Origin of the sequence: Granulicella sp. L46, from assembly GCF_009765785.1 — a bacterium.
GTDB lineage: Bacteria > Acidobacteriota > Terriglobia > Terriglobales > Acidobacteriaceae > Granulicella.
Genome location: NZ_LMUT01000025.1, coordinates 41,675 through 65,769, shown reverse-complemented (window position 1 = coordinate 65,769; position 24,095 = coordinate 41,675). Strand labels below are relative to the sequence as shown.

Sequence of the window (24,095 nt, the reverse complement as noted above, 5' to 3'; positions counted from 1 at the left end):
GCTCAGTCCTTAGGCAGCGCCGGTGGTGGGTAGTACGGCACCTTCTGTTGCTCCTCATTGGCGCGTTTCACCGTGATGTCGGCGAACAGCAACTCCGGAGCAATCGTAGTCGCCGGTACGGTGCCTACCTGCTGCGCGATGTAAGGCTTGCCGCCGGCAGCGAGAATACCGCTGCGGATCGCGCGCTGATCGAGTTCGTCAAACACAGCACCGCGTACCAGCGTCCGCTTGCCGTCCGGAGATACGCGATATAGCAGCCGCGGCGCAAGCTCTCCTCCCAGCGTCTCCACCGAATACACGTCACGCCCCTGCTCTTTCGCGAGTGCCAGCAGCTTGGCACGCAACGCTTCGGCGGATAGAGGTTCGGACGACTTGATGATGATCACACCCGCGCGCGAATGAGCACTCTGCCCTAACGCGGCGCGTCCGTGACCGTTCGACTCCGGGAAATCCTTCACAGGCTGACGGCCAACCAGATAGTTCATCAGCTTGCCGTGGACAACGATATCCACCGGCTCAACCGGCACGCCTTCATCGTCGATCTTGTAGGCGCCGAGCAGCGCATGGCCTTCAAAGCTGCGCAGCGTAGGATCATCCACCACGGAAAGAAACGTCGGCAGAATGGGCGTCTTATAACTCGATTGATAGGCTCCCTGCGTGCGCGCAGACGTGCCGATATCAGGGCGATCCGCCTCAACGCTCGGCACGAACAGGCGATTGAAAACCTCCGCCGATGCATCGCCCGAGAAGAGCACGGGGCCGTGATAATCCTCCGCATCGACAATCGGCGCGTGACGCAGTTCATCGAAGCTGATCAGGTCGTCGATCACGCGCTTATTCAGGGCCGCGTCGCTCTCGAGGCCAGCTGCCGTGGTTGCCACCGAACCGTTGCTGCGGCCAAGGTTCATCCCATCGTCAGCCTGCCCGCCGACGCTGACTCCTTCGGTATATCCAGAGTATCCACGCCGCAACATCGTTCCATCGGTGTTCACGGTGTAGCGATTCACCACCAGCGCGCTGATGCTTGCCGAGCTGTACTGCACCGCCTCGGCGAAGCTTCGTGTTTCAGGCGACGTCGCGAAGAGACCACTGGCTTCAATCAACCGATGCTTCCAGTCATCGCGGTCCAGCGTCAGGGTTACCAGCGGCTCAACCAGCGTCGCTGCTTTCGCCAGCGAAAAATCATTCGCGGTAGGTGCGTTCTGGAAGGTCTTCAGCGTTGCCTGCTTGGTCGCATAGGCGCGCAGCGCATTCTTGTAGGCGTCGTCGGTCGCCGACCATAACGCGTACTTCAGCGCCGCTGGATCGCCATCCGCAGGAGCAAGCTCCAACGATCCGTCACCGCGCGCAGAGCTCGAGTCCGAAGTCTCGCTGCCTATGCGCACCTCCACCCGCACCACGCGCTGATGGCTCTCGCTCTCGCGCGTGAGCGCGCCGTAGCTGGCGATCGCGTCGTAAGTATGAATATCCTCCAGCCGATATTGGATGAAGTACGGCCGCAGCATGCCGGGAATCACCAGGTCCGATTTCTCGCGCGCCAACTCCTGCTGCATGGCGGTGAGAATCGGATCTGCAGGCTGCGGTACTTCCGCCAAGGCAAACGAACTGAATACAGGGAGAAGAAGCAGGGCGCGAAGTTTCATCAGCGGCCTCCCTTCGGCGAGCTCGTCATATTCGACGCTTCATCCAGGGGTGGTGGCGGGACGATCGGCGGCCGCGCTGTTCCCTGCGCCTGGCGCTGCGTCTCGATCTGCGAGACCAGCATCGCCGGCGCCACGGCACTCACCGGAATCGTTCCCGACTCCGCCCCACACAACCCGTTGAAGATCTGCGGCTGATCATCGGTCGCGACGATGCTGCGCAGCGCAGCCTGCGGTGTTCCCACGATCGACACGCCGCGCACCAGCTCGTCCGGCCTTCCATCGACATACACGCGATATACCACCAGCGGGATCACCTGGAACGCCTGTGGCGAGCGGCGCGTCGTTACCGCAAAGCCCGAGCTGATGTCCTCAAAGTACAGCCCGTAGGTCTTGCCCTGCTTGCGAGCCGCCTCCTTCAGCATTTGCCGCAGCTTTGCATCGCTCACCGCCTTGGTCGACGTCACAATCAAATTTCCTTGTCGCCCCGTCGGCATCTTGCCCGTTTCCGCGCGCCCATGTCCATTGGAGTTTGCGAATCCCGCGATCGGTAGCCGCGACATCAGGAACGTCTGCAGCACGCCGTCCTGAACCAGCTGCACTCGTTGCGCCGGCTGGCCTTCGTCGTCAAAGAGATAGTGCCCGCTCAGCGGAGCACCGTTGTACTGCGTTAGCGTAGGATCGTCCGCAACCGAAAGAAAGTCAGGCAGAATCGGCTTACCCAGCAGCTTGGTAAACGTCTCGCCCTCTTCATCGCCGCGCTGCCGCTGACCCTCCAGACGATGCCCCAGCACCTCGTGAAAGAATACTGCCGCGGCGCGCCCGGAGAGAATTGCCGGTCCGTTATAGGGCTCCGTGATCGGCGCAGTCCTCAGATCGTTGAGTCCCTTCGCCATCGCCTGGGTCTTCGCCATCACCTCTGCCTGACTCGGCAAGTGACCCGTTGAGTCCGCCTCAAACGTCTCGTCGCGGAACATGTCCATGCCGTCCGAAGCGCGCGTTCGTGCCGCGACGATCAAACGCGCCACATGATTCGGCGCTGCTACTCTCGTCCCGTCGCTCGACACAAAATAATCTGTCTCGTGGGTGGCCTGCAAAACTGCAGTGTCATAAAAAATATTTGGGTACTGGCGAAAAACCCCGGAGATCTCTCGCAGCCGCGACTCCCATGCGCTGCGATCCACGGTAAGCGGGGGCTGAGTCGGCAGGATGTCCACATGTGCCCGTTCCACGGTAAAGTCAGGCGACGAATCCTCTTCGCGCGCACGCACCTGCTGCTCCGTTTTCACCTTCTCCAGCGCATCCAGCGCCTTGCCATAACCACGATTGGTTGCATACCAAAGCGTCCGCTCAATGGCCGCACGATCGTCGGTCAACGGCAGCGCCATCGTCGTGAGCGCGCTGGTGCGGTGCGCATCATGCGTGTTGTCCTGCGCCGGCGATCCCAGCCGCACCTGCACATCCGCCGTCCGCTCATGGGTCTCGTTCGAGTTCATGATCGCCCCATACTGCGACGTGATCGTGACACTCTCCGCATCCGCCACCGAGTAGCTGATGAAGTACGGCTTCTGCGGCGGGATTTTCTCTTTGGTAGATGCCACCGGTTCAATTGCACTCCCAAGCTCGGCGATCGCGCGATGCAGCTCCGTTGCCATCGCATCCATCAGCGGCGGTTGCTGCGCAGCGGTCGCGCTTTGAGCGGGAGTCGCGTCCTGGGCCGACACCGGTGGAACCAGTGCAAACGCCGGCGCGCACAGGCTGGCGACCAGAGTGTGACGAAGTATCGTTTGGACGGAATCGAAGCGGGCAACAACGGGGCGGGGCGAATCGGGTGAGGTCAAGGAGTGGTCAACTTCCAGTCTGTGCGGATCATGGAGCGCGATATGCTTTGAGTGTATCGAATTGCCCGCATTTGCTGCTCATGCGCACGCCATCACATGGCGCAACTACTTAAGACGAGGAAGCTTGCCCGCTTGGCTACAAACGTGCAGACTTGAGCCACCAGAAATTCTCAGCAAGGAAGTCTATGAGACTGCGTCGTTTGCCCTTGGTGTTTGTCGCCTGTATTTTCCTTGTTCTCACGGTTAACCTCGCCGGCTGCGCCAGCGAAACGGCCGCCGAGCACGCCGCCAACGTCTACGCTGCGCAGGAACTGGCCGCCGCTCCGCCCCACGGGAACATCCCCGACTACTCGCTCAACCCCTCGGACCTCGCCAAAGCGCAGCACCTCAGCATCGTGCACGAAACTCTGCACTTCGGCGACGAGGCCTGGGGAATCATCAGCCTCCTGCTGCTGCTCGGCTTCGGCGCCATCGCCTGGATGCGCGACACCGCCATGAAGGTGACCGCCAACCGCTGGGCACAAGGCTACTTGTTCCTTCTGCTCTATCTCCTCGCCGGCACCCTCCTCAGCCTTCCCCTCGATCTTTACGCCCAGCATCTCTCGCTCCAGTACGGTCTCTCGGTACAAAGCTGGCCAAGCTGGTTTGGTGACCAGGCCAAGGCCTTCGCGCTCGCCTGGGTCATCGGCGGCCTGCTGCTCATGCTGCTCTTCTGGATCATCCGCAAGCTGCCGCGCAGCTGGTGGTTCGCCTTCTGGTGCGCCTCCATCCCCATCGTGCTCTTCGGCATCTTTGCCGCGCCGTATATCGAGCCGATCTTCTTCAAATATCAGCCCCTCGAGAAAACCAATCCGGCACTCGTCGCGCAGCTCGAGCAGGTCGTCGAGAAGGGTCACATGAACATCCCACCCGAGCGCATGTTTCTCATGAAGGCCAGCGCCAAGCTCACCACGCTCAACGCCGACGTCGAGGGCTTTGGCGCCTCCAAGCGCGTGATCGTATGGGATACCACGATCGCCAAGATGACGCCCGACGAAATCGTCTTCGTCTTCGGCCATGAGTCCGGCCACTACGTTCTTGGCCACATCGGCAGCACCCTCGTCTTCACCTTCGCCATCCTCTTCGTCACGTTCTATCTCGGGTACCACTTCGTGCGGGGCGCTCTCTCAAAATTCGGTACGCGGTGGGGCGTGAGCTCTCAAAACGACTGGGCCGCACTCGCCGTCCTCCTGCTCGCGTTCTCCCTTTTTGGAATTCTGCTTGAGCCAATTGAGAACACCTACAGCCGAATGCATGAGCATGCCGCGGACGTCTACGGCCAGGAGGCTGTCCACGGTCTTGTCCCCGATCCGCAGACCACCGCCATCGGCGCCTTCAACGTTCTCGGCAAAACCTCTTTCGCCGATCCGAACCCAAACCCGCTTTATGAGTTCTGGACCTACTCCCACCCCTCCATCGGGCGGCGCGCTGCTTTTGGAAAAGCGTACAACCCGTGGATTCCCGGAATGGAACCGAAGTATTTCAAGAAGTAGCCGGGCAGGTTTAGCATGCGCACATGGCTACTACTCCTGACTGCCTCTTCTGCAAGATCGCCGACGGTGTGATCCCGGTCACGCGTGTGTATGAGAACAAAGCTGTGCTCGCGTTTCCCGACATCAATCCACAAGCGCCTGTGCATATCTTGGTCATCCCCAAGCAACACTTCGCTTCACTAGCTCACACGTCCTCCACTGAAGCCGAACTCCTCAATGAACTCCTTCTCGCGGCAAATAAAGTTGCACAGCTGCAACACCTCGACAACGGTTTTCGAGTCGTGATCAACACCGGCCCCGACGGCGGACAGACCGTCGATCATCTTCACGTGCATCTGTTGGGAGGAAGGCAGATGCATTGGCCACCAGGCTAAGCATTCGACCAAGGTCATCAGAAAATGGTTACGAGATGCAGCACTGAGTAACGCACATTCTTCGTGCGAAGTAACATCACTTCGGCCACCGAGTAACTCATGAACCTTAGCGACTACTAACACTTCAAGTGTGGGATGAGGTCGAGTTAACTAGGTTGGTTCACGCTGCACAACCCGCTCGTTACGCAGCTTAAGCGTCGTTACAACTCCTGCGAGCGTCCAATGCGAAGTGATGGTGATGAGACGCGTATTGCCAGTGCGAATAGACAAGATTGTCTGACCGTTCGGTAATCGCCGGCCTGTGCGAATGTGGAAATTCTGTTGGAGGACACGCAACGATGGCATTGAAACAACCAGTTCCAGTTCCGCTCCAAGACACCACCGCTCCTGTCGGCGGATGGTCTGCGGGACATCGTGAGAAAGCCGTCTTTGCTGGCGGATGTTTTTGGGGAGTGCAGTCCGTCTTCCAACGTGTGAAGGGCGTTGAGAAAACTGTCGTCGGCTATTCGGGCGGCGATGCGGAGACTGCCAATTACCGAACGGTCTGCGGTGAAGGTACAGGGCACGCCGAGGCGATCGAGATCCTCTACGATCCTTCGCTGGTCAGCTATGGCACACTGCTGCGCGTGTTCTTTTCTGTCGTGCATGACCCCACGCAGTTGAATCGTCAGGGCGCGGATGTCGGCACCAGTTACCGCTCGGCCATCTTCTATACCGATGAGTCACAGCGTGAGATTGCACAAGCCTACGTGCAACAACTCGACGCGGAGCATATCTACCCAAAGCCCATCGTCACCCAGATCACGCCGCTCGTCGCGTTCTACGCTGGTGAGGACTACCACCAGGACTATGCCATCAAGAATCCGCACAACCCTTACATTCAAGTCTGCGACATCCCCAAGATCGCAGCGCTCGAGCAGCAGTTTCCCGATTTGTTCCAGGACTACGTCCGATAAAAGGCACATCAACTCGTCCTGCTATCCATACAGGCAAGTTTCATCCGCGTCCAACCGCCTATGCTAAAAGGTAGGTGAGCGGGCCTTGATCTCGCTCTCAAGACCATTGGAACGAATGGATGGACGAATGGGACTGTGTGCGCGACCAAGCTGCTTTCTGCCGGAAACCTATAGGTCGACTCATCAGACGGTGATGTTCAGCGCGATGCTGATCGCTGCGACGCTTTTTCTGCCTCCCCTAGCTAACGCGCAGACGGTCACGCAAACTCCTACCACTCCTGATCAAGCAGCAAAGCAGGCAGAAGCCAACCATCCTGCCAAGAAACCCGATCCAACCGGCAAAACATCGGAGCAGAAGCCACAATCCAAGGAAACTCCCGGACAAAACGGCGAAGAAGCAGCCAGCGCCACAAGGCTCGCGCTCGGGCCACTCGATCCTTCCACTCCTCCGAAGAACCTTCCCACCAACCGTCCCGTGATTGGCCTCGCGCTGGGCGGAGGCGGTGCGCCGGCCATGAGCGAGATCGGTGTCCTCCAATGGTTTGAAGACCACCACATTCCGGTCGATGTAATCGCCGGCACCAGCATGGGTTCCATCATCTCGGCGCTGTACGCCACTGGCCACACACCGGAAGAAATGAAGCAGATCCTCACCGAGGATTCCATCAACTCGGTCTTTCGCATCAACCAGGCTTACAGCGCGCAAAGCTTTCGGCGCCGTGAAGACAGCCGCGACGTTCCCAACGGCATCACGGTTGGCCTCAAGCATGGCGTTGGGTTCCGCAACAGTCTTCTCACCGAGGCCGGCCTCAACGAGCTGCTCGAAAAGCAGTTCCTGCGTTACAACGATGCGGTCGACTTCAACAATCTACCCATCCCCTTTCGTGCACAGGCCACCGACCTCACCGACGCCACGACCGTCACCTTTGCGCGCGGCTCTCTACGCGATGCTGTTCTAGCGTCTGCTTCCATCCCCGGCGTTTTCAAACCATTCCAGATGGATGGCCATGATTACGTGGATGGAGCGATCCTCGAGAACCTTCCCACGCCCGAGGTCAAAGCCATGGGCGCGAACGTCGTGCTTGCAGTGAGCCTCGAGCTCGCGCCAGTTGGCAACGGCGATCTCAATAACATCCTCGGCGTTCTGCAGCGTGCCTTTGCCGTAGGTATCGAAGTGAACGAAGCACGCGATCGAAAACTGGCAAACGTCGTCATCACACCCGACGTCGACGGCTTCAACGCGGGCAGCTATAGCAAGGTGTATCAGCTTGCTCAGCGGGGGTACGCGGCTGCCGAAGCCAACAAGGCAACCCTGCTGAAGTACTCGCTGCCCGAAGACGAATGGGAGCAATATCTGGCGCAGCGCAACGCCCGTCTTCACGGACCTCCAGGCAACGTTCTGCGCGTGGAAGTCGACGCTCCTAATGCCGCGGTCAAGGCTGCTGCCGAGCGCCTCTTCGCTCCACTCGTCGATCAGCCTGTGGATACAGACAAGATCGTAAGCCTGCTCTCGCAACTACGCAGCGACGGTCGCTACGATGCGGATTACACGGTCGGCTATGATCGCAACGTTCGAGGCCGCCCGATTCTTCTCGTCGACGTGAAAGACAAGCCTACCGGGCCACCTTTTCTCATAGCAGGCTTCAATCTCGAGGCGCAGACGTCGGGCGTCACGCGCGCCAGCGTCAACACCATCCTGCTCTACCAGGACCTGGGTGGCTACGGTTCAGAGTGGCGCACGCATATCGACTTCGGTTTCGCCTCGCGCATTGCAACCGAGTACTACCGAAAGATTAACTGGGCTGGATTTTTTGTTGCGCCCCGCGCCAACATCACGCGCACACCGTATTACATCTATAGCGGCAACACGCGGCTCTCGGAGCGTCTGGACCAGAACGCGGGGGGCGGCGCAGACTTCGGCTGGAGCAATGGAAGCACACAGGAATTTCGCGCCGGCTGGCAACTTGAGAACGTTCGCTGGTACGTCACGACGGGGTTCGATGGCATGCCCAACTATTACGGCAATGCACAGATCGGTCGGCTGCAGTACATCTATGACTCGCAGGACCGCGCGCTGGTGCCGGAGTTCGGCATTCGTTGGCAGACGGACATCGGCTATCTGTACGGAACGCCTGACAGCCCCAGGGCGCCCCAGTTGTTCAGCCAGTTCTCCGTATCCCACACCATCAGCAAGAAGAATGTCCTGCTGATGGATATGGAGGGAGGAACGATGTTGAATCGGGATGTCGCGCAACCGTTCCGCTTCACCCTTGGCGGGCCGTTGCGCCTCAGTGCAAGCGCCATCGACCAATATCGCGGTACCGACTACTTCCTGATCACGCCCGGCTATCTGCGCCGCATTAAATCTCTACCCGCACCGCTAAGCAGCAACCTCTACCTCGGCGGCTTCTATGAGGCCGGGCAGATGCGTGCACCCGACGCTTCCACCATCACGCAGCAGGACGTCTATTTCGGGCTCTTCGCAGAGACACCGTTCGGCCTTATCTCAATCGGTCCTGCCTTTGGAACGAACGACGAGCGCAAGCTGGTCTTCACCATCGGCAAGTTCTTTTAAAGAGTGCAGGGGATAGAGGATAGAGAAAATCTTTATCTTCTCTATCCTCTACACTCTAGCCCCTATCCCCTATCCCCTGTTTCTATCTCCCTGCGCTCAGTCTCACGGCCAGCCGCTCCGGCAGGTGCGCATCACGAATCGCTGTCTGCGATTCGGCGACATCATACGGCGTTCGGAAGAACGTGACCTTGGCCAGCGCCTCATCATAGATCGCGAAGGCGGCGCGCCAGTCTCCATCCCTCGGCTGCCCTACAGCGCCGGGATTGATCAGATGTCGCGAACCCAGCGGCACCTCCATGGTGTACTGCTCAACCCCTTCGCTGTTGTCAGGGTCATACGCTGGATAATCTTCCGCCCAGTCTTCATCGCATCGCGAAAACCCGCCTTGCAGATGCGTGTGCCCGAAGAATGCAAGCTCCGACGGCATCCTCTGCAGCGGCGACCACGCATCGCGCATCGAGGCGATGTATTGATCCTCATGCAGCGGCGAACCGTGTGCGCACAGGGCTCGCTCCGTCGCCTGGATGGGTCCCATCGGGAGCTCGCGCAGCCACTCCCGATTGTCCGGCCGCAGATTCTGACGAGTCCACGCAGCTGCCGCAGCCGCAACGGGATTGAAACCCTGCGAGCTGCTTAGACCGCAGCACACGCGATCATGATTACCCCGGACATGAATCGATCGCTGGGTCTCAAGCGTCCGCAGCGTGTCAATCACTTCATTGGGTCGAGCTCCGTATCCCACCACATCGCCCAGGTTCCAAAGCTGATCGAACCCTCCACCGATGCGGCTTCGCGCTACTCTGAGCACTGCTTCAAGAGCCTGCAAATTTCCGTGAATGTCCGAAATCACGAGCGCGCGCATAGACAACCAGTCTGAAGACCAAAAACAACCAGTCCGAAAATGATTAGACGCCCGACCGCACCATCGTAGCAAGAGGTCGGTCCCGAAGAGTATGCATCGTCGGCGCCGAAGCCAGAAGGTTACGTGTGTAGTCGTGCTGCGGCCGCGTCAGCACCTGGACAACACTGCCCTGCTCCACGATCTCGCCGTGCCGCATCACCGCAACGCGGTCCGCCACCTGTGCCACCACCGCTAAATCGTGCGAGATAAACAGCATCGACAGGTTGTGCTCGCGCTTCAGCGTCTTCAGCAGTTCCAATATCTGCGCCTGCACCGTCACATCGAGCGCCGTGGTGCATTCGTCTGCGATGAGCAGACGCGGTTTACAGATCAGCGCCATCGCAATCACGATTCTCTGCCTCTGGCCACCGGAAAACTGGTGCGGATAATCCTCCATCCTCCGCTCCGGATCCGGTAGCGCGACCTCACGCATCGCCGCGAGCACTCGCTCACGCACTTGTGCTCGCGGCGTTCGCGGAGCATGCGCCAGCAGCGCCTCTGCAATCTGCCGCCCCACCTTCATCACGGGATTCAGCGCCGTCATTGGCTCTTGAAAGATCATCGCAATCGATTGTCCGCGATGCCGCCGCATCGCCTCCTCGGGCAGGCTCAGCAGCTCCTCCACGGCACCATCCACGCGTAGAAATTGAATGCAGCCGCTGATCGCCGCACTCGGTGGCAGCAGCCGCAGCAGCGCTAACGACGTTGCAGACTTCCCTGAACCAGACTCACCCACCAGCCCCAGCGTCTCTCCCGGCGCAATGTCGAACGAGATCCCCCGCACGGCCTCCTGACCGGAGAAAGCGATCCTCAAGTCCTTAACGGCCAGCAGCGACGAAGCAACATTCTGTGGATCTACACTCACTCTTCGAGCATAGCGGATCGCGCGGACAATCTCGCGGAACGCTGTTCTTACTGAATCAACCGGAAGCTTCGCCATGGGCTGATCTCTACCGCGCCATGAGCGCCCACACTCCACACTCGCCATCGATAGCGGCCATTGGCATTGGCGAACTCCGCCATCACCTGCGTACGCAGCGTCGGATTGCGGTCCTCCACCAGGTACAGTCGCGCGTCGGACCACGCACCGCCCTCACCGCGCTGCCATTCCACCACCTGCAGTCCCGCACCACCACGGTTATCCCATACCAGCTGCGGTATCTGCCCCACATTCTGCCCATCCTGCGGCGAAGCCTGCGCAATACCCTTCACTCCGGAACTCTGCTCTGCGGACGTCGGCGGACTGCTCACCATCAGCGCCTGGCGCACATTGGATTGCTCGTGTTGCGGCATGTCGAGCGACATCTGCAGCACCTTCCACTGCCCATCTTTTCCTGCGCGCAGCACCACCAACGGATGCGCCACACCATACCCCCCGGGCGACGACACCACCACGCGCAGCGCAACCGCCGCCAGGCCGCCGTTCGCCGAAACTTCCGCCACCTGCACACGCACACCATCATTCGGCGCCGCCGTGCTGCCCGAAGCGCTGCCCATAATGGCCAGCATCCTCCGCACACCGCGCGAAGAGTCCATCACCAGATCCGGATCGGCCGCACCGCCCAGCGGATCGCCGTTGAGCAGCCGCTCCATGGCAGCCTTCGCCACCGTCGCCGCAGTGGCCTCTTTGCCAGCGAGACTTGCCTGCACGCATCCTGGACAGTCCGACGTTGGTTCGCTCATCCACAGCGCAAAGGCGCGCGCCGCCTGCATATGTGGCGCATGCATCAGAATCGCAACCTCCGGCTCGCCCTCGGAGTTATCCGTGACGCCATTCGGATAGAAGACTGCGGGCTGCAACATGCCTAGCCCAAAGTCCGTGTCCATGCCGCTCCACCACGCAGCGGGCAACGTTCCCAGCAGCACATCCGGATAGTCCACTGTCCCGCGCGCCCCCATCAGCCTCGCCTTCAGTTGGTCCGGATCGACCGCGATAAACCGCATCTGCAGGTCAGGGAAGGCCTCACGCAGACCCTCCTTCACCTGCTCCGCCTGCGCATTTCTCAAAGGCCCCTGCTGTTGGGCCGGCGCGACGGAATTTGCTGCCTCTGTCGGCGCACCACTGCCGTTCGTGTTTCCAAAATCCGACGCATTCTGCCCCACATTGCTCGCCGCCGTTCCATAGCGGCTTGCCTCGGTCCCATAACTCGCCGCGTTTTGGCCGGCAGTGCTGCCATTCTGCCCGTAGTTGCTCGCGGCCGTTCCATACCCCGCCGAATTCTGACCGAAGTTACTCAAATCCTTCTGCTGATATCCAATGCCGTTGGGCTTTGCGGTCGTTGCGTTCTGATCGGGTGGTATCGAAGGCGTGCTGATGGTGCGGCTATCCGCGTCCACGCCATAACTTCCTGCATTCTGTCCGAAGGTGGAGGCGTTCTGCCCAAAGTTCCCGGTACTCCGCTCGCTGTAGTTCAAGGGCGTCGCATTGTGCAAAGCAGCAATCGCATTCAGATTTGACTGAGGCGGCCGCGTAGACGCCGCCAGGTACCAGACCACCAACGGCCCATGCCGCAAGGCGCCCAACGGATCCGGGTCCTGCGAGTACAGCGCACCGGCGCACATCAGCAACATCGCCGACGCGACTCCTGCCACGCACTGTCGACTCGTCAACGAATCCTTCAACCAGGCCTTCAACGAAACTTTCAAGGCCGCCTCCAAGACGCCTCTGCAGAACAAATCATCCTGCCCGTCCAATGCAGGATTGGACGCCCTGCCCGCGCGAATGTTTCACAAATCTCACCCATTCGTCAGATGCATCCGAGATTGCCTACGAGATCGTCCCATCCGGAGCGTGCTCACCATCATCTAAGATTCATGGGCACTTCCGCCAGTCAATTCCCTCTCCGCCTCTCGGTTCTCGACCAATCTCCCGTCCCCGCCGGCTTCACGCCCTCGCAGGCGCTGGCCAACTCCCTCGACCTGGCCCGCCACGTCGACGCTCTCGGCTACACGCGCCTCTGGTACTCCGAGCACCACGCGATGGATCTCCTCGCCTCCACCGCGCCCGAGATCCTCGTCGCCCGCGCCGCCGCCGAAACCAAACGTATCCGCGTAGGCACCGGCGGCATCATGCTCCCACACTACTCCGCGCTCAAGATCGCCGAAGTCTTTCGCACCCTCCACGCCATGTTCCCCAACCGCATCGATCTCGGCATCGGCCGCGCACCCGGCGGCGGCCAGCTCGAAGCCTTCGCCCTTCGCCGCGATCGCAAGTCCCCCGTCCCCGATGATTTCCCACAGCAGTTAGCCGAGCTCCGCGCCTTCCTCCATCCTGAGCGCTTCCCCGATCTCCTCGGCACCAACCACCCCTTCGCTCGCATCCGCGTCGCGCCCGACGCCCCCGGCGCGCCCGACATCTGGCTGCTCGGCTCCTCGATGTGGTCGGCCGTGACCGCCGCGCAACAAGGCCTGCCCTACGCCTTCGCCCACTTCTTCTCACCCATCCAAACCCGCCGCGCCATCGAGTACTACCAAGCCAACTTCCAACCCAGCCCTGACCGCTCCGCTCCCGAAGCCACCCTCGCCATCGGCGTCATCGCCGCCGACACCGACGCCGAAGCCCAGCGCCTCCACGCCTCCGTCCGCCTCCTCCAGCGCCGCATCCGCATGGACGACCGCCGCCCCGTCGCCACCCCCGAAGATGCTCTCCGCGAGCTCGATGCCCTACCCGCCGCACCCAACCCACTGATCCCCTTCACCGCCGGCAGCTTTGACGCCCCCGAAGATAACGAGTGGCCCACTTACTTCGTAGGCACTCCCGACAAAGTCGCCGCCCAACTCCGCAACCTCGCCCAGGAAATCCACCTCAAAGAAATCATCATCAACACCATCACCCACGACCATGAAGCCCGCAAACGCAGCTACTCCCTCCTCGCCAAAGCCATCGGCCTAAACGCCGCCGCCTAACCCGCAACGATCAGTTCTCCGACGGCGCCTCCACATGATCAACCACCATCACATCCACCACCGCCTTACCCTGCACCAAATCAAGCCCCAAATCGCCCCTCAGCGCTGACTTCAGCACCGCCGCCGGATCGGGCCTCACATCCGATTGCTCCATGTTCACGTACGGCGTGAAGTCGATGATGAAGTCGTATCGGCCCGTAAGCCCCGTGTTGTCCGTCAGCGGAGCATCCAGCGGATCCGACAGATAGTCCGCCAACTCCTGCATCGTGATCGCTTGCGCAACCATCCCGGTTGCGCTGTTTTCGTGATGCATCTCCACGCCCGGAGCCGATGGCTTCATCTTGATCCCACTCTTCGCGACGGTGAGCGTATACACTCGCATCTCTTTTTTCTCGGCATGGAACGCCAACTTGAACCGCTCCCTCAACAACGTCCGCAGCATCTCCTGCATTTGCTCCTTGGTCGCATGCGGATCCGTCTTCGCGGTAATGTCATAGCGCGCCCCCGTCAGCGCAGCCGGCCCGGTGATCAACACCTGCGGTTTCCCATACGCCCACTGGATACAGCTGCTGATCGTGACATCGTGCATCTTCAGCGTCCCGAACGCAGCCTCGGTCTTCCCATTACGCTCGAACTTCACTTCCCCACTGCTCGGCCGAATCACCGCAACGTCAAATGCGGCCTGCGCCGACGCAGGCTTCACGACTACCAAAATGCCCAGCGTTAACAGTGCGGACACAACCGCGCGTTTCCCGATTTCACTTGCAAGAGTATTTCTGGGCATATGTCTCCGTTCTTGAGTTGCACCGGGGTGTACGGCGAGCACTTCAACTTTGTTCCCCTCATTTCGGTGCACGGCGCTATGCGACCTCGCTCACGCGTCTCCCCGGCGCGAATCAAGCCCGCGAAACAAAGGGTCGCCCATCTCCGGTCGAACGGACTAAACTCATACCAAACAAATGATTCGCGAAGTTGACATCCTCATTGCCGGGGCAGGACCCGCAGGCTGCGCCGCAGCCTACGACCTCGCGCAAGCCGGCAAGCACGTTATCCTGCTCGACAAGCGCAGCTTTCCGCGCCACAAACCCTGCGCCTGCGGCCTCACCCGCAAAACCCTCAAGGCCCTCCGCTACTCCATAGACCCCGTCATCGAGCGCGTCTGCCACGAGATCGTGCTTCAATCCGCCAGCAATCCGGGTGCCCCACGTCCCGCTTCTGGGACATGGGATTCCACGAGTCCCCCCGCAGCCGATAAGTCTGCCGACGTGCGCGTCAAAACCCGCAACCCCATCTGCGCAATGGCTGTGCGTGAGCGCTTCGACAACTTCTGCCTCCAGCAAACACTGCTCGCCGCGCGCCAGGGCGGCAGCGTCGAACTCCGCAAGGTTGAACGCATCGTTGCCCTCCACGAATCCCCCGACTTCGTCGAGCTGGACGTCGCCACTCCCCGCGGCCCCGAAACCCTCCGCGCCCCCATCCTCCTCGGCGCCGACGGCTCCAACGGCCAAACCCGCCGCCTCCATCGTCAGGACTGTCACGGCGAAGCCCCCTCGCCCTCCGCGCAGGAGGACGGCTTCGCATTAGAAGCCACCGTCCCTTACACCTCGCTCCCCGCAACCCTCCCCAACGGCGCAGCGCCCCACGACCTCGTCTTCGACTTCGCGCCCCTACCCGGCGGCTATGGCTGGCTCTTTCCCAAGGCTGACCACATCAACATCGGCGTCGGCGCGTTCGCACCCGCGACTGGCGCGTCCCACGCGCAGCTTAAGCAGGTCACTCGCGCCCTTCTCCTCGACTACGCACAGCAAAAACTCGGCGTCACCGACCTCGCTCACATCACCGGACAGCAACTCGGCATGGGTGGCCATACCTACATCCCCCGTGGCCGCATTCTACTCGTCGGCGACGCGGCCGGCCTCGTCGACCCGCTCACCGGCGAAGGCATCCATTCCGCCATCGTTAGTGGCCAAGCCGCCGCAGCCGCGATCCTCGAATGCGACCTCAACGATCACCCCAACGACGTAGCCGCCGCTTACGCCCACCACCTCGCCCCACTCCTCAAAACCCTCACCTTCTCCCACCGCGCAGCCAGAGCCTTCTACGCCCAACCAGAGCGCGGCTTCAAAGCCATGCGCCTCCCCTTCATGCGCGGCCTCATCTTAAAAACCTACGCCGACGGCCTGCCCCACACCAGCCTAATCACCGCACTGGCAAAACTCGTCTAGCATTTACCGACTATACGGATACTCCTGCACCCAATGAAATCCCCTTGTCATCAGGGGATATCCAGCGTTCGTCTCAGCAGGGCTCGTTCTCCTCTGACCCCATCGTTTGGCGTCAGCACTCACTTGCATATAGAGCAGATGTCCAATCACCAACACCCAAAGGCAGTATCCCGCTACCCTAAGCGACCTGCGTTTCGGACGCCTTACCCAGACACCGCCCAGTCGTGCATCACGTCGTCGCAGAAAAAATTGGAACAGGGCCGGCACATCCGGCAGCAGGAGAAACAGCGCCATAAGAACATACAAACTGGAATACAGTTTCACTGGCACGTCGTAGCAGAAGTTCAACAAGGCCACGTTGAGCATAACGGCAACGGCCATCAACGCCCCCAGGACCGCCGTCCGGCGAAACAACAACAGAATTCCTGGTATGACCTCAACCAAGCCCGAAAAGATCGTGTAGGGCACAGAGAAACCCACAAACGTCCACATCAATTCCATCGGCGAGGAATCTCCATATCGCTCGTTCAGCACTCGGACGCCTGGCGGTGAAAACTGCAAATCGAATACCTTCGAGATTCCGTAGGCAAACAAAATACTGACCAGGGTGAAACGCATCGCCAGCAGCAACCACGCATACAGCGTTCGATAGTCCCTTCGCCATCCGCGCCGTGCAATTCCCCACTCGCCGATCGTACTCCAGATCGCTGCCCCTGCCGCCGCAAATACGAGTAACGACAGCATCCCAATCCAGTCCAGCGCAGTATCACCCGAACCTGTAGGATGACGAGTCGCCGCAACGCCGGTCAGGTAAAACACATGTGTTGCAAACCAATCCTCGAGCATCTTAGGAGGACGCAGCAATGCAAAGACCGTCCAGGATAGAATCCACCGGTTAATCCAAGACCCAAGCGATGTAACCTGCGAAAGGACAATCGGGTTGAACAGACAACAATAGCCCCAGAATAACGCTGCAAATCGGAACAATGCGCGCTGCCACCATGCCCAGGGTCGACCGATGTTTTCTTCGACGGTGTCAGTAGAAGCCACGCGAGATTATAGCGCGCCTGAATGAAGGATCAGCACCCGCTTGCCCCTACTCAAACCGCGGCAGATGCTCCACATCTCCAAGCGGCACCGGCTCGGTAGGCCCGCCGGCCTTCACCCACGCCTTCATCCCCCCGCGAATCACCTTGGTCGCGCAGTTCTCTTTCTCCAGCATCCGCGCCACGCGCACGCTTGTCGCCTCATGCGCGCACGAGCAATAGAGATAGATCTCGCACTCCGGCTGCATGAACTCGCGCAACGCCACCAACTCTTCCTTCAGCCGGCTCGGCTCCACGCGTATCGAGTTCTTGATCCGCTGCATGCCCGGATCGTAGTACCCGTGCGAGCGCACATCCGCAATAATCAGCAGCCGATCATGCGTCGCGGTGCGCATCATCTCGAACAGATCCTGCGCCGCCACCTTCTCCACCGCCGACAGCCGCGACTCGCGGAGCGCACTCAGCACCAGCCACAGCACGTATAGCAAAATAATTGCCGCCACCGTCGCCGCCGTAAAGTGCGCTAACCGTTCGACCCCCGCAATCACCATCCGCAAAACATGCGCAAAAAGATAGCCGCCCAACGTCCACGCACTCACATACAGCAACACCCCAAACCCATCCGTTAATAGGAAGCGCCGCAGTCGCATGTTTAAACTGCCCGCCAGGATCGCCGCCACCGTCGCCAGACCCGGTATAAACTTCGCAAATATCAGCACCCGCGGTCCACGCTTGTAAAACTGCCGCGCCGACGCAAACACGCATAGCTCGGGATTCATACTGAACCTGCAGATATTCGTCAGCATCCACCATCCCGTAAAGCGCCCGCCCAGGTACATCAGCGTGTCGCCCAGCAGCGCAGAACTGGCCGCGCACAGGATCACCACCCCCAGGTTGAGCGACCCGCCATGCGCTGCCGCACCGGCCGTCAACAACACCACCGAAATCGGCATCGGCAAACCGCAGCAAGCCGCAAAGAGCGCGATCGATGTCACCGCGTACCCATGGTGAGCAATCACGTTCAACAGGTTCATCTGTACAACTCCCAGGGGTCTTGTGTGTATACGTCGATGCTACGCCGTTGGATGCATCCCCGCCCACCCGCGTCACACCCCACTACCCAAACTCAGTGCGCCCGCGTACTTTGTGTGGCTTGCCGGATTTGTACCCCTCAATCGAAGCGAGGCAGGTGCTCCACATCGTCGTGCGGCACCGGTTCCACCGGCCCTCCCGCCTTCACCCACGCCTTCAGCCCACCCCGAATGACCTTGGTCGTACAGTTTTCCCGTTGCAGCATCCGCGCCACCCGCATGCTCGTCGCCTCGTGCGCGCACGAGCAGTAAAGATAGATCTCGCAGTCCGGCTGCGGCAACATGAACTCCTGCAACACCTCGAGATCCTCCCTCAATCGACCCGGATCCACGCGAATCGAGTTTTTAATCCTCTGCATTCCCGGGTCGTAATATCCCCGCGAGCGCACATCCGCAATAATCAGCAGCCGATCCGGCCTCGCCGTCTTCAGATGTCTCTGCAAGTCCCTCGCCCTGATCTTTTCCACCTTCGGAAGCCTTGTCTCGCGCAGCAGGCTCAGTATCATCCACAACACATAGAGCACAACGATCCCACCCACCATGGCCGCGGTCACATGACCCACGCGCTCCACCCATCCAATCGCCACGCGCAGGAACCGCGCAAACACAAACCCCGCCACGCTCCAAACCGTCACATACGCCAGGATCCCCAGCCCGTCGAGCATCAGAAATCTGCGCGGCCGCATGCTCAGGCTGCCCGCCAGCACCGACGACACCTCCGCCAATCCCGGCACAAACTTCGCTACCAGCAGGGCTTTCGATCCGCGCTTGTAGAACTGCTGCGCCGACCCGAACACGCACGCCTCCTGGTTCATGCTGAACTTACAGATATTCGTCAGCAACCACCAACCTGTATAACGTCCCCCTAGGTACATCAGCATATCGCCCGCGAGCGCGGCACTCCACGCGCACACAATCACCAACCCCAGATTCAGCGACCCACCATGCGCCGCCGCACCCGCCGTTAACAACACCACAGACAATGGCAGCGGCAAACCGCAACACGCGCTGAACACAACGATCGATGTCACCGCATAGCCATGGTGACCGACCAACTCCAGCAGGTTCATAAGCCACACTCCCGACGACTTAGCTACCGGGATACTATGCCGTTACCTGCCACCTGCGCCACCAATTATCTCCATCCGACACTTCTTCCGTCAGAACTGCAGCCGCACCCCGAGCTCCAGCTGCCGCTCCCGGCTCGTTCCCGTCGTCGACGAGCTCGGCGTCCCAAACGGCACCTCCGTCGTCAGCCCTTCGATGGCAATCGCCGCCGCATTCTGAAACACCAGCGGCGTAGGCCCCGTCGCTGTGGAATTTCCGATCGTATTCGCCGTCCCCACTTGGAACGCACGCGTCTCCACGCTCGAAATGTTCTCGGCATTGAACAAGTTGAAGGCTTCAGCAAACCCATTCAAATTCATCCCGTGTCCCAGCTTCACCTCTCGCCCCAGCCGCAGATCTACCTTCCCCCGCGGCGCCAGCCGCAGCGTATTCCGACCCACGGTCGGCAGGTACGTCGCTCCCCCCGATCCATTGATCGACTCACGCCCACCCTTCAAATACGTTCCCCCAAAGATCTTGTAGCTATACGGCGCCCCACTGCTCGCCGTCCCGATCGCCGACACGCGCCACCCATCCAGCACGAGCCTCACAGCCTTGGGCCCCTTCCTTTCATGAAGCGGAAGCGCCATCACCCCCGCAAACCTCTGCGGAAACTGCTGGTTCGAAAGCCCCTTGTCATAGCCATTACGAAACGGATCGAACTGCCCATCAAGCAAAGGTGTCGCCGACGCCTGCGGCGCATAATCGATCGACCGCGAATACGTATAACTCCCGCGCAGCTCCAGCTCGCGCAGCCCAACCCACCGTAGCCCATGTGCCTGCACCTCCGCCGTCACCGCGTGATACGTTGCATTCGCATTCGATACCAGCGCCGTCACCGGTCCAACGTTCGCAATCGGCCGCTGGTCATACAACGGCACCTCAAACGTCTCACCCTCCTGCAGCCCCTTGTACCGGTTCAGCGCGCCATCCACACTCTGCAACTCGTAACTCACCATGCCCGGCGATGGCGAAATATTAATGTCCGTGGCGCCTGGCAACTGAATCGCCATCGCCATCACATAGTTCAACCGCACACTCGCGTGATGCCCCAACCCTCGCTCCACCGCGAGCTCCCCGCGCTGCACCATCGGTACCCGGTAACCGCTCGCAAACACCGTCGCGGAAGTCGTCGTCGCAACCGCTGCCGGCGGCGCCGACGTGTAGGCGCACGGATATCCAAACCCTTGCTGCACCGCTGTTATCTGTGGACAGTCCGTGATCGTCGTCGGCCGTATCCGCACGTGGGTCGTCGTCGAAGACAGTGCCGTATCCACCAGCGCCGCCCGAACCGTTGCCCCCGGAATGTGGCTATAGAACACTCCATACCCCAGACGCAAAGTGAACATCTGCCCAGTCTTCGGCTTCCATCGCTTTGGCAACCCCCACACCGCACTCGGCGACCAAACCACCGCTAGCCGCGGCCCAAAATTATTCCGATCCTCGGGAAATGTGCCGGTAGCCCCATGGATCGCGCCTCCGATCGCCTCAATATCTTCATCCAGCAGCGGATTCGCCGTCTGCGGTTTCGGCAGCAGCGTGTAGTCGTAACGCAATCCGAGCGTCACCGAAAGATCGCTCCGCACCCGTATCGCGTCCTCCACAAAGCCCGAAACATTGTGCGTCACAAACTGAGTGTCCGTTGCTCCAAAGCTCTGCGTGAAACTGCGAAAGCAAAAGTAGTGCACCGTCGCGACAATACTCGGACAAGCTCCATTGGGGATAGGAGACAGAGGATCCGGAAACTGCCCCTCCACCAAATTAGTGTTACGAAGTTCAAACAAGCGGTGCCGCTAAATTGGTTTGGCATCAACTTTACGTACAGGGGCATGACAAAGCCCGAGGGTTTTCATTACAACTCTGTGAAATAAGAGTGTCCCTAACGGCCATCATGGAATATAGTCCTTGAGCAAGCATTGAAATCTAGCTTCAAGGAATCCTGTGAACATCTTCGCGCTAAGCAGAGCATTGTGGCGACAGCACTTTTACGCGGCAGCACTCCTTCTAATCGCATCTTCAACCCTGTCAGCTCAAAAGTCCTCAGGACTGGGCGCAGGTGCCGAGGACCTGACGAGCAAGATTAAGCAATTACGTCCCTCCGTCGTGTCTATTTGGGTGGGTGGAAAGAGAAATGGGAGTGGATTTGTCGTCAGCAGCTCGGGAGACATTATGACGGCGACACACGTCATTGGTACGCCCTATGCCACGCCACAAGGCACTCTAGCAGTAAAGTACGATACTAATATCGAGGTTGTATTCAGCGATGGCACCAGGTTGCCCGCGACAACTGTGGATGTTCCCGTCGACATCGCCGCATTCGACGACTCCGCGATGCTTAAGGTCGACCGAGTCACCCCAAACTTTTTAAAACTTAGTACCAAAGCTCGCGAAGACGGCACTCCTGTTTTGCTAATGGGGTTCCCTTTAGATCTTCCGAATGCTGTCACCTATACAGGAACCATCGCGTCGCATTACCAGCTACCGGCGGGTACCTTGAACGGCAAAGTTTTTAGCAAAAGTATGATTCAAGTCCAAGCTCCGATTGCAAAGGGCTTCTCGGGCTCCGCGCTTGTGGATTACAAGACAAGCGAAGTAATCGGAATCGTCGAGATAAAGATCGGAGGAATCAATGAGAATCTGCAAAACGTCGCTCAACAAATTCAACGAGGACAACAAAGCGGTTCGAGTGTATCCATCATGGGGGTGGATCCTAATGCTTCGCTTTTGCAGTTGATCGGCGTCTTAGATGCATACTTGAGTGCCGGTTCCGGATCTGCGGTGTCTGTTGAGCACATATACGCCTTTGCTCAAGGGAGGTCGGCTGAAAAAACACGGTAGGCATTGACTGAACTTGATCGGTAATTCTGAATAGGGATGTGTCACATCCGTGCGTCAATGCGGACTGTATCTCGGTTTGTGCAATCGATGACTGTGCCAGAATTCCGGTTCCACACCCGAAGACAAGTACGGCTGTCAAGAGCAAGAAACGAAGTCTCATCCTGGCTCGGTTCCGATTGCCTTTTTGAGTTAAATTCAAAGATATTTTGAGACTTTCTACCTTATGTATCACGGCCTTCGCCCTCCACAATCTGCTATTCTCTAGCCGTTCACAAAATGATACCGGGACTTTAATGACAGTGCTTGCGATCTGCTATTAGCGAGGAGACCTCATGAAATGTTCGCTGCTTATTGTTCTATTCACTTTACTCTTAGCCGTTTCGCCAACACATTCTCAGAGTGCCAGGCACGGCACCACATTTGCGGTCGAACGAACTCCCGCACTTGTAGCGATCGCGATTGACAGCTCTAGTTCGACGGTGGATGCTGCAACATCAAAAGAAATACAAAACGGTCCTATTTGCAAAGTGCACATCAGCTCCGCGGTCGTATTTGTCATTGCGGGGATCTACAACTATGATTCTCACAAACATCGAGTCTTTGACGTATCTAAGACAGTAGGAAGTATCCTCGCGTCGAAAGGCTCGTGGCAACAAAAAGAACCAGTGATGATAGCTGCTCTGACTACCGGTCTCGGCACAGCGCTCGCGAGTAAAGGGGTCTCCTCAAAATTTCCGGAAGGCTCCTCAGTACTCCAGGTAGCTATGGCAGGAGCGGATTCGAAAGTTCCATATCTTCACGCAATCGAATTCATCGTTCACTATGAGGGCAACAAGGGTTTTCTGTTTCCCAAGATTGTGTCCTGCCCTGGCATATGCCCGACTGGTTACAAGAACATAACCCTGAAGCCACCTGCTATGAGAATGACCGGACACGCTGTGGACGACACCACTGGCAAAGTCGAGAGCGACATCGTCAATGAAGAAAATGTTGCTACCAAGGAGCATCGCGACAGTGAACTTATGGGTCCAGTCCAAGTCGCAACAGTAGACTCTGATGGAGATTTTCGGTGGGTGCGCCGGCCCGCTTTTTGTCCGATGGTCCCGAACGACTGATGCGTGGGTCAATGATTATGAAGGCTAGTCGTCTATTTAGTGCTTGTCTCCTCTTATTTGGTGTATGCCGCGCTTACGCGACGATTATCGTTGTCATCTATACCCCGGACGGCTATTGGATAGGTTCCGACAGTGTTCGGACGTTAGGAAACGACCGCACTCAAACGGTATGCAAAGTTCACCTAACGAAGTTTGGTTGGCTCTTGAAAAGCGGGAATACAGTGGGAACGCGCAGCGACGGCACTTTGTATTCAACAGACAAGGAGGTCGAGGACCTTCTGTCTACCACGACGCTCGCGACCGAGTTTAAGGAGCGGCTCAGATTGACTTTTAAGCGAGACATTGAAGCTGAAATGGTTTACGTGATAAACGATCCAACGGTCACGTTAGACAATCTAGAATCCACACCCTTTCAGATCCCCTTGCAAGATGAGTTCGTTGCGGAGCTTTCAAGAAGCATCGTTCTGTTACCCTCAGACCCCACCGATGGAGGTGGCGAGCTCCTGCAAGTCGAGCCCATGGGTCAACCGGTATCAAGAAACTGGCTAGGCCAGGTGCAGTACAAATATTGGGCACCATCGGTTTCAGGATGGCATCCGATTCAAGACTTGAAGCCCATCGTGAATACGCCGAATGGAACCATAACTTTCCCCCCCTCAGTCCACATGTTTGGTCACCCCGTCCAATACGATCGGCCCGACGACTGGGTCCTGCTACACCCGCATGAAGCACTAACAGAGATTCTTAACAAGGCACACGACCAAGACCCAAAGGGAGTCGGGCCGCCTTACACAATCGTCCATGTCCGGAAATCGAAAACGCAAGAAACCGGCTATGAGTTCGTCGCGAAAGAGCCTTGTCCATCCTGGACCGAAGGGATATCTTCTGAGGTTGGCCCAATGGAATTTTGGAAAAACCCAATTTCACAGTGAAGTATGATCGTGCTCT

General features: G+C 59.0%; 19 protein-coding genes. 9 read left to right on the top strand and 10 right to left on the bottom strand.

Going from position 1 to position 24,095, the window contains the following annotated elements; genetic code table 11:
• Positions 1-2: 2 nt before the first annotated feature.
• Both GSQ80_RS20295 and GSQ80_RS20290 read right to left on the bottom strand, forming a co-directional pair.
• Positions 3-1,643: a metallopeptidase TldD-related protein gene (locus GSQ80_RS20295; RefSeq protein ID WP_158789494.1), complete on the bottom strand. Its 1,641-nt coding sequence runs from the start codon at positions 1,641-1,643 to the stop codon at positions 3-5.
• Positions 1,643-3,481, bottom strand: a complete 1,839-nt coding sequence (locus GSQ80_RS20290) for a metallopeptidase TldD-related protein (protein WP_254059815.1) — start codon at positions 3,479-3,481, stop codon at positions 1,643-1,645. Before GSQ80_RS20290 ends, GSQ80_RS20295 begins: the two co-directional genes overlap by 1 nt.
• Positions 3,482-3,666: 185 nt before the next feature.
• Here GSQ80_RS20290 and GSQ80_RS20285 point away from each other — a divergent pair, with 185 nt between their 5' ends.
• From GSQ80_RS20285 to GSQ80_RS20270, 4 genes are all read left to right on the top strand, one after another.
• Positions 3,667-5,013 carry a M48 family metallopeptidase gene (locus GSQ80_RS20285; protein WP_158789493.1) on the top strand — a complete coding sequence of 449 codons (1,347 nt, stop codon included), beginning with the start codon at positions 3,667-3,669 and terminating at the stop codon, positions 5,011-5,013.
• A 23-nt stretch (positions 5,014-5,036) separates the two neighbouring features.
• Positions 5,037-5,387, top strand: coding sequence for an HIT domain-containing protein (locus tag GSQ80_RS20280; protein ID WP_158789492.1), 351 nt, complete (start codon positions 5,037-5,039; stop codon positions 5,385-5,387).
• Between the two features lie 338 nt (positions 5,388-5,725).
• Positions 5,726-6,343, top strand: coding sequence for a peptide-methionine (S)-S-oxide reductase MsrA (gene msrA / locus GSQ80_RS20275; RefSeq protein WP_158789491.1), 618 nt, complete (start codon positions 5,726-5,728; stop codon positions 6,341-6,343).
• A 127-nt stretch (positions 6,344-6,470) separates the two neighbouring features.
• Positions 6,471-8,918 carry a patatin-like phospholipase family protein gene (locus GSQ80_RS20270; RefSeq protein WP_254059814.1) on the top strand — a complete coding sequence of 816 codons (2,448 nt, stop codon included), beginning with the start codon at positions 6,471-6,473 and terminating at the stop codon, positions 8,916-8,918.
• A gap of 82 nt (positions 8,919-9,000) precedes the next feature.
• Here the strand turns inward: GSQ80_RS20270 and GSQ80_RS20265 are convergent, their stop codons facing one another.
• From GSQ80_RS20265 to GSQ80_RS20255, 3 genes are read right to left on the bottom strand one after another with little or no spacing between them, the layout of a single operon-like run.
• Positions 9,001-9,780, bottom strand: coding sequence for a metallophosphoesterase (locus tag GSQ80_RS20265; protein ID WP_158789490.1), 780 nt, complete (start codon positions 9,778-9,780; stop codon positions 9,001-9,003).
• Between the two features lie 43 nt (positions 9,781-9,823).
• Complete coding sequence (locus tag GSQ80_RS20260; protein ID WP_158789489.1) at positions 9,824-10,759, bottom strand: ABC transporter ATP-binding protein; 936 nt, start codon at positions 10,757-10,759, stop codon at positions 9,824-9,826.
• On the bottom strand, positions 10,732-12,465 hold the full coding sequence (locus tag GSQ80_RS20255; protein ID WP_158789488.1) for a hypothetical protein: 1,734 nt from the start codon (positions 12,463-12,465) through the stop codon (positions 10,732-10,734). Before GSQ80_RS20255 ends, GSQ80_RS20260 begins: the two co-directional genes overlap by 28 nt.
• Positions 12,466-12,633: 168 nt before the next feature.
• On the opposite strand from GSQ80_RS20255, the gene GSQ80_RS20250 reads away from it, so the two are divergent.
• Positions 12,634-13,725, top strand: coding sequence for an LLM class flavin-dependent oxidoreductase (locus GSQ80_RS20250; RefSeq protein WP_254059813.1), 1,092 nt, complete (start codon positions 12,634-12,636; stop codon positions 13,723-13,725).
• A 10-nt stretch (positions 13,726-13,735) separates the two neighbouring features.
• Here GSQ80_RS20250 and GSQ80_RS20245 read toward each other — a convergent pair whose 3' ends face one another.
• On the bottom strand, positions 13,736-14,464 hold the full coding sequence (locus GSQ80_RS20245; protein WP_158789486.1) for a TIGR03435 family protein: 729 nt from the start codon (positions 14,462-14,464) through the stop codon (positions 13,736-13,738).
• A 220-nt stretch (positions 14,465-14,684) separates the two neighbouring features.
• On the opposite strand from GSQ80_RS20245, the gene GSQ80_RS20240 reads away from it, so the two are divergent.
• Entirely contained in the window at positions 14,685-15,950 is a 1,266-nt protein-coding gene (locus GSQ80_RS20240) for a geranylgeranyl reductase family protein (RefSeq protein WP_158789485.1), read from the top strand.
• Positions 15,951-15,953: 3 nt separating this feature from the next.
• On the opposite strand, the gene GSQ80_RS20235 is transcribed toward GSQ80_RS20240, so the two are convergent.
• The 4 genes from GSQ80_RS20235 to GSQ80_RS20220 all read right to left on the bottom strand — a co-directional run bounded on the left by GSQ80_RS20235 (position 15,954) and on the right by GSQ80_RS20220 (position 20,978).
• Entirely contained in the window at positions 15,954-17,000 is a 1,047-nt protein-coding gene (locus GSQ80_RS20235; protein WP_158789484.1) for a hypothetical protein, read from the bottom strand.
• A 46-nt stretch (positions 17,001-17,046) separates the two neighbouring features.
• Entirely contained in the window at positions 17,047-18,030 is a 984-nt protein-coding gene (locus tag GSQ80_RS20230; RefSeq protein ID WP_158789483.1) for a VTT domain-containing protein, read from the bottom strand.
• A 137-nt stretch (positions 18,031-18,167) separates the two neighbouring features.
• Positions 18,168-19,157 (bottom strand): VTT domain-containing protein, encoded by a 990-nt coding sequence (locus GSQ80_RS20225; RefSeq protein WP_158789482.1) that lies wholly within the window; start codon positions 19,155-19,157, stop codon positions 18,168-18,170.
• 90 nt (positions 19,158-19,247) lie between these two features.
• Positions 19,248-20,978, bottom strand: coding sequence for a TonB-dependent receptor (locus GSQ80_RS20220; RefSeq protein ID WP_158789481.1), 1,731 nt, complete (start codon positions 20,976-20,978; stop codon positions 19,248-19,250).
• 157 nt (positions 20,979-21,135) lie between these two features.
• Here GSQ80_RS20220 and GSQ80_RS20215 point away from each other — a divergent pair, with 157 nt between their 5' ends.
• The 3 genes from GSQ80_RS20215 (at position 21,136) to GSQ80_RS20205 (ending at position 24,079) form a co-directional block, all read left to right on the top strand.
• On the top strand, positions 21,136-22,032 hold the full coding sequence (locus GSQ80_RS20215) for a serine protease (RefSeq protein WP_158789480.1): 897 nt from the start codon (positions 21,136-21,138) through the stop codon (positions 22,030-22,032).
• Positions 22,033-22,364: 332 nt separating this feature from the next.
• The gene (locus tag GSQ80_RS20210; protein ID WP_158789479.1) at positions 22,365-23,147 is read left to right on the top strand and encodes a hypothetical protein; all 783 of its coding nucleotides are present in this window, start codon (positions 22,365-22,367) and stop codon (positions 23,145-23,147) included.
• A 203-nt stretch (positions 23,148-23,350) separates the two neighbouring features.
• Positions 23,351-24,079, top strand: a complete 729-nt coding sequence (locus tag GSQ80_RS20205; protein WP_158789478.1) for a hypothetical protein — start codon at positions 23,351-23,353, stop codon at positions 24,077-24,079.
• Positions 24,080-24,095 lie beyond the last annotated feature (16 nt).

Bases quoted from the DNA above. Each gene is read 5' to 3' on its own strand.
- GSQ80_RS20295 (WP_158789494.1), bottom strand. From the start codon at position 1,643: ATGAAACTTCGCGCCCTGCTTCTTCTCCCTGTATTCAGTTCGTTTGCC.
- GSQ80_RS20285 (WP_158789493.1), top strand. From the start codon at position 3,667: ATGAGACTGCGTCGTTTGCCCTTGGTGTTTGTCGCCTGTATTTTCCTT.
- GSQ80_RS20280 (WP_158789492.1), top strand. From the start codon at position 5,037: ATGGCTACTACTCCTGACTGCCTCTTCTGCAAGATCGCCGACGGTGTG.
- msrA (WP_158789491.1), top strand. From the start codon at position 5,726: ATGGCATTGAAACAACCAGTTCCAGTTCCGCTCCAAGACACCACCGCT.
- GSQ80_RS20270 (WP_254059814.1), top strand. From the start codon at position 6,471: ATGGGACTGTGTGCGCGACCAAGCTGCTTTCTGCCGGAAACCTATAGG.
- GSQ80_RS20265 (WP_158789490.1), bottom strand. From the start codon at position 9,780: ATGCGCGCGCTCGTGATTTCGGACATTCACGGAAATTTGCAGGCTCTT.
- GSQ80_RS20260 (WP_158789489.1), bottom strand. From the start codon at position 10,759: ATGGCGAAGCTTCCGGTTGATTCAGTAAGAACAGCGTTCCGCGAGATT.
- GSQ80_RS20250 (WP_254059813.1), top strand. From the start codon at position 12,634: ATGGGCACTTCCGCCAGTCAATTCCCTCTCCGCCTCTCGGTTCTCGAC.
- GSQ80_RS20240 (WP_158789485.1), top strand. From the start codon at position 14,685: ATGATTCGCGAAGTTGACATCCTCATTGCCGGGGCAGGACCCGCAGGC.
- GSQ80_RS20230 (WP_158789483.1), bottom strand. From the start codon at position 18,030: ATGAACCTGTTGAACGTGATTGCTCACCATGGGTACGCGGTGACATCG.
- GSQ80_RS20225 (WP_158789482.1), bottom strand. From the start codon at position 19,157: ATGAACCTGCTGGAGTTGGTCGGTCACCATGGCTATGCGGTGACATCG.
- GSQ80_RS20210 (WP_158789479.1), top strand. From the start codon at position 22,365: ATGAAATGTTCGCTGCTTATTGTTCTATTCACTTTACTCTTAGCCGTT.